This window comes from Francisella sp. AG1, assembly GCF_057683165.1.
In genome coordinates this window covers 376,243-389,974 of the sequence record NZ_CM173135.1, presented here as the reverse complement: position 1 = coordinate 389,974, position 13,732 = coordinate 376,243, and the positions used below count along the sequence as shown (strand labels likewise).

The window sequence follows — 13,732 nt, the reverse complement described above, 5'->3', positions numbered from 1 at the left end:
ATAAATACCAAGAAGAAAAAAGTTAAGATAAATTATTTTATAGTTACAGAACCGTTAGCAAGCTCAGAATTATCAGATTTATTGACTATCGTCGCCGTCCATATTCCACTACATACTTTATTATTACTAAGGACACTTTGACTATCAGTTGTATAATCTTCCGTTTCTTTAAATTTAGTGATAGGGAAAGAAGTGCTATAACAATTAGTATCTTTAGGGGCTCTCCAGGTTAAATAAATAGTTCCCTGTGGTGCACCATTCCAATTAGTTATTATTTTCGCGTCAATCTCATGAGTTGTAGCTTTATACCTCAAAGTCAAAGATGCAGTTGGTTTGTCTAATGATATTTCTTCACCATCCTGATCCGGATTATCTAGATTATCATCAGGATTTACTTTTATTGAACTATCTGAGTTATAAAGCTTATCAACAAAAGCATTATATCTACTACAGCCAACCAAATTAGCCAATATTATCAAAAGTAGGATGGTTTTTTTCATTATTTTACCTGTTATCTTTGTTTTCTTTAGACTATTTTTTATAACAAACAATTGCCCCTCTGCATTAGAATTATATTTTAACACTTAGTCTCACCAAGTAAAGAATATTGCTACTATAAAGTAAAATATCTACTTATTAAGCTGAGATTCTAGTGTGGCAATATTTTTAGAGACTTCTACTGCTTGATTAGCTTGGGTTTGAGAAGTCGATTTCAAATTGTTAATTTGAGCTTGATAATTATTAGCCTGTGATCTAAATTTATTTATCTTCTGATCAAGTCTTACTTTTTCAAGAGTTTTTTGAGTTAATTCATCACTAATAGCAATAGCACTATCATTATTAGGGTCTTTAAAGTTAGTATGAGCTTTCTTTAAAACTTGAATATCATGATCTAGCCTATCTGACTGTTTTTGCAGATCATCAGCCTGAAGTCTATATTTAGCTATTTTTGTGCGTAAACTATCAATATTAGCAAGATTTTCAGATGCTTGTTTATTAAGCATCTTTTGAGTTTGCTGTAATTCTTGAATTTGCTGAGCTTTACTTGATGTACATGAGCTAAGGCCTACAATTGACATTAGTGAAATTATCGCCAATATGCTTTTCTTCTTCATAAAATTTCCATTTAAAAAATTATGTGAATTATAACAAAACTTTGTTATAAAAAAATCATAAACAGCACATCAAGCCTAATGAGAATAGTAATCTTAAATTTATAACTCTACACAGTTATTGAGTCTGTTGCAAGAACATCTTTTTTGTATACAACATTTGCTGTCCATTCACCTCTGCAATATTTACCACCTTGTTTGACCTCAACAGAAGCCCAAGTTTTGTCATTTTTCTCACCATACTTAGTGATTGGGAAACTAGTATCATAGCATTTTGATCCTTCTGGAGCTTTCCATTGTAATTTAACACTACCTTGAGGATTATTATTATAATTAGTACGTATAGTAGCTACAACCTGATCTTGACCACTTTTCTTTAGGCTTATTTTAGCTGTTGGCTCAGACACCGCCGAAGAGCTAGAGCTTACAATTGTTGGAGATGTAGCTTCCTCACCTGATTTTTGATCTTGCGAACCTGTTGAATCTTCATTACCGCCTAGCCCTAAAGTCGAACAACTAGCTAAACCAGCAATTGATAAACACATAACCATTAATTTAACAGTTTTTTTCATAACTACTCTCCTTTAATTATATAATTTTTTACATTTAGTATTTAGCATTCAATTTTCAATTATAGCATTAATAACATTAAAATAAACTTTGTCTACTAAATAATTATACAACTAACATTGCGGTTCTCATTTACAAGTAAATTATAAGTTTTACATGCAACATTACTTGCCATAAAATCAACACTTTTGCCAGCTTTTGCTATTTCATTTATAATTTCAAGTTGTGGTAGAACTTGCTTTTTTCCAGTTCCAATAATTATAATCTCCGGGTTTGTGGAAAGTAGCAACTCTAAATGACTTCTATTGATATCTTTTAAATCACTTATTTTATCCTGATAATCAAGTATCTCCTTCGAAGATAGTATCAAAGGATAATCGTATTCGCCAATATTAAGCACAATTTTTCCATCAATATATTCTCTAAAAAAAATTGGTGCTGTAAATTTTTCTTCCTGTAAACTCATCATAAATAAAAAAACCTTGATTAATATAATATAGCTATCATATATATTATTATAACTTATTAGGAATATATAATCTAAGCAACATTTCGAGGCAACAATGAACTCAATACTTGAAAAATCTAACTTACCAAAACTTGCCAACTTCAAATCTGATGAAGTAAAACCAGCAGTAGATCAATTACTCGAACAAGCTACCAAAAACTTAAAAACTGCTCTAAAGGTTCACAATCCAGATTGGCAAACATTACTAAAATTAGAAGAAGATGATGAAATGATCACTCAAGCCTTTTCATCTATTTCTCATATGAATGCAGTTTGTAATACTAAAGAACTTCGTGAAAGTTACGAATATGCCATAGCTAAATTAACTGAATTTTATACCAAAATAGGTCAAAATAAAGAACTCTACAATCTCTATAAACAAGTACAACAAAAAAATTTAAACAGTGATCAAAACCAAGCAGTACGTAAAGCTATAACTGGATTTGAACAATCTGGTGTAAATCTTGATCAAGCTAAAAGACAAAGATTACAAGAAATCTCTCTAGAGCTGGCTCAATTAAACTCCAAGTTTGAAAATAATGTTTTAGATTCAACTATGCAGTGGATCTATACTACCAATGATTTAGAGGAGCTCAGTGGTTTATCTGAAAGCACTATAGAGTCTATTAAAAACAAAGCTAAACAAAAAAAAACACCTGAAACGTACGCTCTTGGAATTGATATTCCTACTTATTTAGCGGTAATGCAACAAGCAGATAATAGAACTCTAAGAGAAAAATTCTATAAGGCATATTGTACAAAAGCATCTGAAGAAGCAGAAAATAAAGTCCATAATAATGATGAAATCATTGAAAAAACTTTAAAATTGCGAATCGAAAAATCTGAGATTTTAGGCTTTAATAATTATGCAGAAAGCTCTCTATTTACTAAAATGGCTGAAACACCTAAGCAAGTTCTAGAACTCTTAGATAGACTCTTGATAAAATCTCTACCTCAAGCCCATAAAGACATTAATGAATTACGTAGATTTGCCGAAGATGCTGGACTTGGGGATGCATTACAACCATGGGATACTGCATACTATTCCGAAAAATTTAAAAAAATTCAGTTCGATTTTACCGAAGAAGAACTAAGAAAATATTTTCCATTAGAAAAAGTACAAAAAGGCCTATTTAAAATACTTAGTCAGATATATAATTTAGAAATAAGAGAAAATGCCAACTATAGCAAATATATAAAAGAGCAACAAACTTTCGATTTTTATAAAGATGGTGCATATATAGGAAGCATAATCTGTGATTTTTTCGCACGTGACAATAAGCGTGGTGGCGCTTGGATGGATGGCTCACGTACAGCTTTTATCAATTCAAATAATGAAGTACAAAAACCAGTAGCTTATGTTAATTGTAATTTTCTTGCTCCATTAGAGCAAGAAGGAGCTCTCCTAACTCATAACGATGTTGTTACACTCTTTCATGAATTCGGACATGCTTTACATCACATACTATCCAAGGTTAGCATACCATCTATCTCTGGCACAAATGGAGTTGAGTGGGATGCTATTGAATTACCTAGCCAATTCATGGAAAATTTTTGTTGGTGTGAAGAGGGTCTAAAATTAATATCAGGTACTCGTGATGATGAACCTTTATCAAAAAAACAAATTGATAAACTCATTGATGCAAGACATTTCCATTCTGCTCTAATGATGGTTAGACAAATTGAATTTGGTACATTTGATATGAATATACATTATAAAAAATTAACCAGTGTCGATGAAGTTCAAAAAGAATTAAATCAAATTAGAGAAAAAATAAACTTAATAGCCCCACCTACCTACAATAAGTTTCAAAATAGCTTTTCACATATTTTTGCTGGTGGTTATGCTGCTGGTTATTACAGTTATAAATGGGCTGAGATTTTATCTTCTGATGTATTTTCTCGTTTTGAGAAAGAAGGAATACTAAGCAGCAGCGTGGGACATGACTTACTTAATAACATAATATCAAAAGGCTCATCGCGTGATGCTATGGATAATTTTATTGCATTTATGGGTAGAAAACCTAGTGAAGAAGCTCTTCTTCGTCATAGTGGTATAGATGCCTAACTCCCAACAGTTAGGTAACTTTGCTGAAGAGCAAGCCGCTAAGTTCTTGCTCTCCCAAGGACTTATAGTTTTAGTACAGAACTTCAAAGCTCTACCATATGGTGAAATTGATATTATTGCTTTAGATAAGAGCACCCTAGTCTTTGTTGAAGTAAAATATCGTAAAAAAACTCAATTTGCTAAAGCTGAAGAAATGCTTACATATACTAAACAACAGAAGCTAATAAATACAGCTAATATTTTCTTACAAGAAAACTCTCAGTATGAAAACACTGAATGTCGTTTTGATTTAATTGCTATCAATGATAATGAGATAAATTGGGTAAAAAATGCTTTTGGAATATAATAAAACTGCTTAATTTACACGCCGCCACAAAGATCAGTAAAACTACCAGTAACAAAAGATGCCTTTTCACTTAATAACCATAGAATTGCTTCAGCAACCTCTTTCGGATTACCGCCTCTTTGCATAGGAAAATTTTTTGAAATTCGATCGACCCTATCAGGCTCTCCGCCATCTGAGTGTATTTCTGTATATATACCTCCAGGTCTAACACAATTAACTCGAATGCCTTCACTAGCGACCTCTTTTGCAAGCCCAATAGTGAAAGTATCCACAGCACCTTTTGAAGCAGCATAATCAACATATTCAAATGGCGACCCACTTCTAGAAGCTCCTGAAGAAATATTGACAATAGCTCCTCCATTAGATTTAGACATCCTGTAAATAGCCTCTTTAGAACAATAAATTTGACTCATAATATTTGTATTAATAACTTTCTTAATGCGCTCATTATCCATTTCCATCAATGACATTTTAGTTTTCAAAATCCCAACATTATTTACTAAATGTGTTACTGGACCTAATTCACGATCAATTTTATCAAACAAATCAGATATAGTTAATCCGATAGTTATTTGACAATAATGTTATAATATTTAGAAAAAATGTCATCATATAGCCAAGATTTCAGAGATATCGTAATAACTAAATATAAAGAAGGCCTAACAGACAAAGAGCTAAGTAATTTTTTTAATATAGATATCCGTACTACTAGATCTTGGATAAACTTATACGAGACAACTGGTGATTATAAATCTAAGCAAGGCTTGGGTTGCGGTAGAGTAGCAACCTTTACAGATAAGGAAGCGATAGAAAGCTACTTAAGAACATATCCAGATGCAATGGCTTTAGATATTAGAGAAGCATTAGCTCCTGAAATACCTAGAAGCACATTTTATGATTGTCTTAACAGACTTGGTTTTAGTTTTAAAAAAAGACACCTAAATATAAGCAAAGAAAAGAACAAGATAGGCAAAGTTTTATAGAGGTTGTTGAGACTATTGAACCTAACAAACTTGTATATTTAGATGAAATGGGTATGGATAATAAACAGTCTGTACTAAGAGGATGGTCTCTTGTTGGTAAACCTAGCTATGGTGAAGTTATTGCTTATCAAACTCAGAGAAAAAGTATAGTTGCTGGTTATAACTATTTAGAAAAGAAGATTATAGCACCGCTAGAGTATACTGGATATACAGATACTCAAATTCTTAATCAGTGGTTTGAAGAGCATTTATGTCCTGAGTTAATTCCAAAGACTACTGTTGTTATGGATAATGCTAGTTTTCATAAGTCTCCTAAATTGGCTAAAATAGCAGAGAAGTTTGATATACAGATACTATACCTTCCTGCTTATTCTCCTGATTTAAATCCTATAGAAAAAATTTGGGCCAATTTTAAAAGAATTTTAAGAAAAGTAAATAATTCTTTTGATAATTTATCTGATGCTATTACTCACGTCTTTAGCACAATATTATCAGATTAACTATACTTGCTTTTCATCAGAGACATCAGCTTTGACTGCTATAGCCTTAACACCTAAGGCTAAAACCTGATCCCTAACACTATAAGCCGACTTTTCATCATTTATATAGTTAATACAAATAGAATAACCATAATCTGCTGCCAAAATAGCTGTAGCTGCTCCAATACCCCTACTAGAACCTGTAATTAATAAAACTTTCTTATTGTCCATATTTTATAATCCTTTAAAAAATAAATTCATTAAATTAAATTTCCTCAGCAAGGGCTATTAACTTCTTAGCTTGTAACAATTGATACTCATCAGTCTCATCATTTAAATTTAGATTTAAATGGCCTACTTTACGGCCTTTACGTGGCACCTTATTATAACTATGAATTTTAACCCTATCTAAAGTAGCCAAATCTTTAACTGAAGGCATATTTCCAATACAATTTAACATAATAGTTTTTTGACTACTTACATCGCCAAGGATTAAACCTGCTATTGCCCGAACATGATTTTCAAATTGTGAAGTTAATGCTCCATCAATACTCCAATGACCGCTATTATGCACTCTGGGAGCTATCTCATTAAGAATCAATTCTCCACCATTGACAAAAAACTCTATTGCAAGTGTGCCAACATAATTAAATTCTTTAATTAAAATTTTTGCTATTTGTTGTGCTTTTACTGTTAATGCTGGATTATCAAATGGAGCCTCAGACTCAACAATCACACCTTGCTTATGGATATTTTTAGCTAATGGATAAAAAACAATATTTCCCTTAATATCAGCTGTACAAATTTGTGACACCTCACACTCAAAATCAACAAAAGATTCATAAATAACACCATCAGGAGCATCTTTCAAAACACTCCAAGCTTTAGAGACATCTTGTTGTGATTTGATCACAAACTGACCTTTACCATCGTAACCAAACCTACGCGTTTTTACAATAGCTGATAAACCATGATTTTCAACTGCCTTTTCAAGGCTTTTTAAGCTATCAATCTTCACAAATTTTGTAGTAGCGATACCATGGTCTTGCATAAACGATTTTTCAAGAAGTCTATCTTGTGATATAGCTATAGCTTTTGCAGATGGATAAACATTTACCTCATGATTTATTGACTCAATAAGCTCATTCGATACATTTTCATTCTCAAATGTTACAACATCAAATTGCTTTGCCCAGCCTACAACTTCATTAACTTTTTCTAAATCAATATCTGTAACAGTCTTTACAACCTCTGTGGCACACTCTCCAGGCTTTCCCAAACAGTGAAATTCAAAACCCAAGGATATACCTGCTATACTTAACATCCTTGCAAGTTGGCCAGCTCCTATAATACCTATTTTCATCATTACTTCTCGCTAGGATTTGGATTATCTAAAACAGATTGTGTTTGATCCGCTCTATATTTAACTAATGCTTGAGCAACCTTCTCATTAGTATGTTGCAAAATACTTGCGGCAAAGAGTGCGGCATTTTTGCTACCTGCAACGCCTATTGCAAAAGTAGCAACAGGAATACCTGCTGGCATCTGCACTATAGACAATAAACTATCCTTACCATTTAAAGTGCTTGATTTAACAGGCACCCCCAGTACAGGAAGCTCTGTTTTTGCAGCAACCATTCCAGGCAAATGTGCAGCCCCACCAGCACCAGCTATTATAACTTTTATGCCTCTTTCTTTTGCTGTTTCAGCATAACTAAACATTTTATCTGGAGTTCTATGAGCAGAAACTACTTCGCATTCATATTTAATACCTAACATTCCCAAGATATCACAACATTCTTTCATAGTGCTCCAGTCAGACTTAGAGCCCATTATCACACCAACTTCTATATCCATAACCTACTCCTAGAATATACTTTACCGGTTTTTCCAATTTTTAATAACACTAATCCACGCTTTACTTTCCAAGGCTTGTACTTTTTGTTTTAGAATTTCTGCTGTATCATCTTTATCAATTTTGCATTGTAATTGTAAAACAATACTACCAGCATCAACTTTTTCAGTGACTTGATGAATTGTACAGCCAGAAATCTCATCACCAGCAGCTATAGCTGATTGATGTACGTCTAAATCCATCAATCCCGCATGCTTTGGTAATAGTGATGGATGAATATTCAAGACTTTACCATCAAATGCTCTGATAAAAACCGGACTTAAAATACGCATAAAACCAATTAGTAAAATTAGGTCAGGACTATATTGCTGTAACTCATCTATAAGTAATTGATCGTATTCTTCTCTAATTAAGTCTTTTGAAGCTATATACTTATTAACTATAGAATGTTTTTGAGCCCTTTGTAAAATATATGCATTTTTCCTATTTGAAAGAACTATATCTATATTTGCATTAATTTCTTTTGTAGATATAGCATCTATTATAGCTTGCATATTGGTTCCGCGTGTTGAACCCAATATAGCAAGTTTTAATTTAGACATAGTCTATTTTAACTCCTGATATTTATTGCCTCGCAACATATTCATATGCCTTATACGCTCATTAATAAGCTCTTTTGTACCTATATCAGGTCTATGATACAACTTGCCATAGATACTTTTTACTGCTTTTTCAGCTTTTTGCTCTGCTTCTGATATAGTATCACCTAACCCAAGCACCGCTATTGCTCGTGAGCCTGTACCTATAAGCTTGCCATCTCTATAATCAACAGCCCCAAGAAACAATTCAACATCATTTGGACACTGAGAAATATCTATCTCAAAATTTTTAACAGAATGGTTTGGATATCCTAAGGGTACCAAATATTTACATACGCTAGCCTGCTGTTTAAACTTAGCTTTAACTTTATCAAGCGTACTAGTTGTTATACCCTTAACTATTTCAACAAAATCTGTCTCAAGTAATGTTAGTAAGTTCATAGCTTCTGGGTCACCAAAGCGAGCATTATATTCTATAACTTTAGTATCATCCTTAGTAGCCATAAACCCTCCATAAAGGATTCCTTGATATGGCTCATCAAATTTATCTGCCAAAGCAAATGCAACTTTTTCATTAATTTTCTTTGCCCTTTTAACATCCTTATCAGACAAAAAAGGTAAGCTATGATTAGCGTCAGAGTATGTACCCATACCACCAGTATTAGGCCCCTGATCTCTTTCATGGGCACGTTTATGATCTTGGACAGCAGGCATATGAATAAAATTCTTACCATCTGTAAAAGATATTAATGAAAATTCTTGACCAACTAATTTTTCTTCTATAACAAATTCACTACCACTATCAACTAAGGATTGACAGTGATTAAGAGCTTCACTCATACTATGTATATGGTCTCCCCATACAAGCACTCCTTTACCTCCGCATAATCCATCTGCTTTGATTACAAATTTCTTCTCATATTTTCTTAAAGTTTCTTCAACGCCAGCCATTGAATCAAACTTCCTAAAAAAAGGATTTGCTCGAATATCATAATCCTGGATCAAATCTCTAGTAAAACCTTTTGATGTTTCTAATTGAGCTAGAGCCTTAGTTGGTCCTACAACACCTATACCTTCTAATTTTAACTTATCTGCTAAGCCTACTTCCAAAGGAGCTTCTGGACCAATTATAGCAATATCAATATCTTTAGATTTCGCATATTCTGAGATATTGTCACAATCACAAATATTAGCAATATGATAACCCTCGGCTATCTTGTCAATACCTGGATTAACAGCATTACTTATGCAAAAAAGCTTATTTTCTATAGAGCTTCTTTTTATAGCTTCAGCAAGAGCATGTTCTCTACTACCTGAACCAATAAGAAGGATATTCATCTGTTTCTCCATATTTAGATAATTCATAACATTTTTAGTAATTCGTTGATTTAAAGCTTCTATATCATTTGGTAACTTAAATACCTGCCCTGTTATCATTTCGAAAAGGGTTATGTATTTTTTAGATAACTCTACAACCAGCTCTTGAGGTGCTTCAGGTAAAATTTTATCTTTATACGGATCACATTTTTTTGCAAACCAAAGTCTAAAAAACTCCTTATCAATATTTTCTGGCTCTAGGCCTTCTTTTATTCGCTTAGAGTAACTACTTTCTAGCCAGAATCTTGAACTATCAGGAGTGTGAATCTCATCGATAAGGATGATTTCACCCGTAGATTCATCAACCCCAAACTCATACTTAGTATCAGCTAAGATTAAACCATGCTCTAAGGCTTTTTTTTGACCAAATTCAAAAAGTTCTAGAGCTTTTTGAGATGCAAAATCCCATTGTTCTTGAGTTAACCATTGTTCTTTGACAATATCTTTAGCTGATATTGGGCGATCATGGTCTTGCTCCTTAGTTGTAGGAGTTAAAATATTTTGTGACAACTTATGATTTTTCTTTAAGCCTTCAGGTATGATATTACCACAATAGTCTCTCCCTCCTCTTTCATAATGAGTCCACAAAGATGTTGATGTTGATCCAGTAATATATCCTCTAACAACAAATTCTATAGGTAGTACTTTTGCTTTTTTAGCAATTACAACATTAGGATCTGGGGAAGCTATGAAATGATTTTTAACAATATGGGCTGTTTCCTTAAACCACCAAACTGATGATTGAGCTAATATTTGACCTTTAAACGGTATAAAACCTAATGGCCTATCAAAAGCAGATTGCCTATCTGTTGAGATTAAAATACTTTTATTTGCAGTAAAGTACATATCTCTGACTTTGCCTACATATTTATCTTTAATCTTAAGGTTCGTTGACTTTAAAACATTTTTTAAATTATTGATGATAGCTTGTTTACCAACCATTAGATAACTTCCACCTTACCTGTATTTGTAACCTTACCTATTTTATATAACTCTGTATTAGTGTGATTTTTAGCTAAGTTTTGCATTTTCTCGAACTGATCATGGCTAGCTATAACCACCATACCAACACCCATATTAAACGAACGATACATTTCAAACTCACTTATATTACCAATTTGCTGCATAAGCTTAAATACCGCTGGAATTTCAAAACTATTCTTAATAATATCTGCACCTAAACCATCTGGCAATACCCGAGGAATATTTTCAATAAAACCACCTCCTGTAATATGTGCCATACCTTTAATTTCCACACCATTATCTAAAAAATCATGAATAATATTTGTATAGTTAATATGTGGTTCAAGTAAAACATCACCTATTGACTTACCATCTAATTCTGGATATGTATCTGTATGTTTATTACCTACAACCTCAAAAAATAATTTACGAGCAAAAGAATAACCATTAGTATGCAAGCCTGATGAACTTAAGCCAAACACAATATCTCCATCTTTTATATTTTCACCATTGATAACTTTATTCCTATCAACAATACCAGTGATAATACCAACCATATCAATTTCACCTGTTTGATATACACCTGGCATTTCAGCTGTTTCGCCTCCTACTAAAGATACGCCTGACTCAGCACATGCTTTTGACATTCCCCTAATAAGTTCTTCCATAATTTTAGGATCTAGCTTATCGTGAGCAACATAATCTAAGAAAGTAATCGGTTTAGCCCCCATTACAACAATATCATTGGTCGCAGCTGAAAAGAGATCATAACCAAGGTTTTCAAATTTACCACACATCACAGCAACTTTTGTCTTTGTCCCCACACCATCTATAGATTGCACTAATACAGGATCATCATAAGCGTTGATGACAGTCTTTAATGAATAAAGAGATCCAAAACTTCCTAAACCTGTTAAAACATCTTTTGTAAAAGTTTTTTTAACATGTTCTTTCATTTGCTCAACAGCTTGGTTACCAGCTTCTATATTTACTCCGGCATCCTCATATTTTAGGCTAGACATTAATTTATTTCCTCATTCTGTTCTTTACAACATTGAAAAGTATTATATAAAAGCTCTGTAATCGTCATTGGTCCAACACCGCCAGGTACAGGAGTGATAGCAGTTACTTTACTTTTCACTGCATCAAAATCAACATCTCCTCTAATTTTGCCATCAACATGATTGATACCAACATCAATAACTACTGCTCCAGGTTTAATCATATCAGCAGTTATAAAGTTATACTTACCTACAGCCACTACTAATATATCTGCTTTAGTAGTATGAGATTTTAGATCTTTTGTAAATCTATGGCATGTCGTAACTGTAGCTTTAGCGTTTAATAATAGTTGAGATACAGGTTTACCAACTATATTGCTTGCTCCCACGACTACTGCATAAGCACCTTCTGTTTTTATATCATACTCTCTTAACATAGTCATAATACCTTTAGGGGTGCATGATTCTAGACATTTCTTATCTCTCAACTGAAGTCTACCAACATTTGCTGGATGAAATCCATCTACATCTTTCTCTGGTTTTATACTGTATATAACATTCTGCTTGTCAATATGAAAAGGTAAAGGAAGCTGTACTAATATAGCATTAACAGAAGAATCACTATTTAACTTTTCAATCAGTATTAGCAACTCTTTTTCTGAAGTTGTCTCAGGAAGAACAATCACCTCAGAATCTATACCAACTTTAGCACAGGCTTTCTCTTTTGATGCTACATAGGTTTTGCTCGCAGGATCATCTCCAACAATTATGGCTACAAGCTTTGGGGTTATATTTAATTTGTTTTTGTAATCTTGAACCTGGTTTGCAAGCCTTTCCTTAAGATCTTGAGAAAGGGCTTTACCATCAATTAATATCATTGTTTTGATGCTTATTAAAAGTAAAAAAGATGTGTATATGATAGCAAATTTTATACTGGCTTTGGGAGTTTTTTAAAAAACTCTTTATCTAAAATAGCAATAACCTTTCATATAAATATAAGAAGTCTAGCCTCCTTATATATGACTCTTTTATATAAAAGATCTATTTTTCATCCAATAATATATATATGCTGAACAATAACACCCTATAGCAACACCAAATATCACATCACTAGGATAATGAGAACCTATAACAATCCTGCTGCCAGCAAATATTATAATCAAAACATACCACATATATTTCAAACGTGGAAAAATATATAAAAAAGCTATAAACATAGCTGCAACTGTTATCGAATGTCCCGAAGGCATACTTGCAAAATCATAGCCTGGAGCATGGAAATGCTGAAAATAATGTGATCCTTCTTCTAAGAAAAATTTAGGACGAGCTCTACCTATTATCATTTTTAAAACTTGGCCAAATATACCACTAATAGCAACTGTTGCAACCATAAATACGGAGTAAACAGTTAATCTCGTAACTAAATATCTAACATTCTCAGAAAACTTGGAAATATCTACAAACAAACGAGCAATAATAACAATCCCACAAATAATCAGGATATACTCTGCTTTCCCTAAATTAGTAATATTCCTAAATACAGTATCAACAATATGAGGTAAAGAGTGCTTTATATAGCTCTCAACCAAAGTATCAAGATTATAATAAGTAAATAAAACTATTAAAAGTATAGGTATAAATGTATATTTCAATTGTAAATATTTAGGCAGCTTATTGTTTGCGATTTTTGGTCTCTTAAACACTTCTCTAAAAGCTAATATATTAAACTGTAACCTCTGAATTAACATAAAAAACTTATTAATTATTGAATCTAGGTTTTTTAGTATATCAAAAAAATCTAGATTGCCATATTATTAAACAAACCAAATAAATTGCTAAAATATATAAACAACTATAAATTATGTTAACAA

Annotated in this window: 16 protein-coding genes; 3 read left to right on the top strand and 13 right to left on the bottom strand. The window is 32.5% G+C overall.

Annotation, left to right across the window (positions count from 1 at the left end; translation table 11 throughout):
- Nucleotides 1–32: 32 nt before the first annotated feature.
- The 4 genes from ACR0PV_RS01965 to ACR0PV_RS01950 form a co-directional block, all read right to left on the bottom strand.
- Nucleotides 33–500, bottom strand: coding sequence for a TUL4 family lipoprotein (locus ACR0PV_RS01965; RefSeq protein ID WP_488173363.1), 468 nt, complete (start codon nt 498–500; stop codon nt 33–35).
- 129 nt (nt 501–629) lie between these two features.
- Complete coding sequence (locus ACR0PV_RS01960) at nt 630–1,115, bottom strand: hypothetical protein (protein WP_488173362.1); 486 nt, start codon at nt 1,113–1,115, stop codon at nt 630–632.
- Nucleotides 1,116–1,222: 107 nt separating this feature from the next.
- On the bottom strand, nt 1,223–1,684 hold the full coding sequence (locus tag ACR0PV_RS01955) for a TUL4 family lipoprotein (protein ID WP_488173361.1): 462 nt from the start codon (nt 1,682–1,684) through the stop codon (nt 1,223–1,225).
- A gap of 95 nt (nt 1,685–1,779) precedes the next feature.
- Entirely contained in the window at nt 1,780–2,151 is a 372-nt protein-coding gene (locus ACR0PV_RS01950; RefSeq protein ID WP_488173360.1) for an Mth938-like domain-containing protein, read from the bottom strand.
- 94 nt (nt 2,152–2,245) lie between these two features.
- Between ACR0PV_RS01950 and ACR0PV_RS01945 the strand changes: the two genes are divergently transcribed.
- On the top strand, nt 2,246–4,258 hold the full coding sequence (locus ACR0PV_RS01945; protein WP_488173359.1) for a M3 family metallopeptidase: 2,013 nt from the start codon (nt 2,246–2,248) through the stop codon (nt 4,256–4,258).
- Entirely contained in the window at nt 4,251–4,604 is a 354-nt protein-coding gene (locus ACR0PV_RS01940; RefSeq protein ID WP_488173358.1) for a YraN family protein, read from the top strand. Before ACR0PV_RS01945 ends, ACR0PV_RS01940 begins: the two co-directional genes overlap by 8 nt.
- A gap of 14 nt (nt 4,605–4,618) precedes the next feature.
- Here ACR0PV_RS01940 and ACR0PV_RS01935 read toward each other — a convergent pair whose 3' ends face one another.
- Entirely contained in the window at nt 4,619–5,170 is a 552-nt protein-coding gene (locus tag ACR0PV_RS01935) for an SDR family oxidoreductase (RefSeq protein ID WP_488173937.1), read from the bottom strand.
- A gap of 36 nt (nt 5,171–5,206) precedes the next feature.
- Here ACR0PV_RS01935 and ACR0PV_RS01930 point away from each other — a divergent pair.
- Nucleotides 5,207–6,087 (top strand): IS630 family transposase gene (locus tag ACR0PV_RS01930; RefSeq protein WP_488172940.1). Its coding sequence is split into 2 segments (ribosomal slippage): nt 5,207–5,531 and nt 5,531–6,087, totalling 882 coding nucleotides; the frame shifts between segments, so codons are not numbered across the junction.
- Here ACR0PV_RS01930 and ACR0PV_RS01925 read toward each other — a convergent pair.
- From ACR0PV_RS01925 to lpxE, 8 genes are all read right to left on the bottom strand, one after another.
- Entirely contained in the window at nt 6,088–6,297 is a 210-nt protein-coding gene (locus ACR0PV_RS01925) for an SDR family NAD(P)-dependent oxidoreductase (RefSeq protein ID WP_488173357.1), read from the bottom strand.
- Between the two features lie 34 nt (nt 6,298–6,331).
- Nucleotides 6,332–7,429: a 5-(carboxyamino)imidazole ribonucleotide synthase gene (locus ACR0PV_RS01920; protein ID WP_488173936.1), complete on the bottom strand. Its 1,098-nt coding sequence runs from the start codon at nt 7,427–7,429 to the stop codon at nt 6,332–6,334.
- 2 nt (nt 7,430–7,431) lie between these two features.
- The gene (gene purE, locus ACR0PV_RS01915; protein WP_488173356.1) at nt 7,432–7,923 is read right to left on the bottom strand and encodes a 5-(carboxyamino)imidazole ribonucleotide mutase; all 492 of its coding nucleotides are present in this window, start codon (nt 7,921–7,923) and stop codon (nt 7,432–7,434) included.
- A gap of 21 nt (nt 7,924–7,944) precedes the next feature.
- Nucleotides 7,945–8,523, bottom strand: a complete 579-nt coding sequence (purN, locus tag ACR0PV_RS01910; protein WP_488173355.1) for a phosphoribosylglycinamide formyltransferase — start codon at nt 8,521–8,523, stop codon at nt 7,945–7,947.
- Nucleotides 8,524–8,526: 3 nt separating this feature from the next.
- Nucleotides 8,527–10,839: a phosphoribosylamine--glycine ligase gene (gene purD / locus ACR0PV_RS01905; protein WP_488173354.1), complete on the bottom strand. Its 2,313-nt coding sequence runs from the start codon at nt 10,837–10,839 to the stop codon at nt 8,527–8,529.
- Nucleotides 10,839–11,882 (bottom strand): phosphoribosylformylglycinamidine cyclo-ligase, encoded by a 1,044-nt coding sequence (gene purM / locus ACR0PV_RS01900; RefSeq protein ID WP_488173353.1) that lies wholly within the window; start codon nt 11,880–11,882, stop codon nt 10,839–10,841. Before purM ends, purD begins: the two co-directional genes overlap by 1 nt.
- Nucleotides 11,882–12,739, bottom strand: a complete 858-nt coding sequence (folD, locus tag ACR0PV_RS01895) for a bifunctional methylenetetrahydrofolate dehydrogenase/methenyltetrahydrofolate cyclohydrolase FolD (RefSeq protein ID WP_488173352.1) — start codon at nt 12,737–12,739, stop codon at nt 11,882–11,884. Before folD ends, purM begins: the two co-directional genes overlap by 1 nt.
- Before the next feature lie 150 nt (nt 12,740–12,889).
- Nucleotides 12,890–13,609, bottom strand: a complete 720-nt coding sequence (gene lpxE, locus ACR0PV_RS01890; RefSeq protein WP_488173351.1) for a lipid A 1-phosphatase LpxE — start codon at nt 13,607–13,609, stop codon at nt 12,890–12,892.
- Nucleotides 13,610–13,732 lie beyond the last annotated feature (123 nt).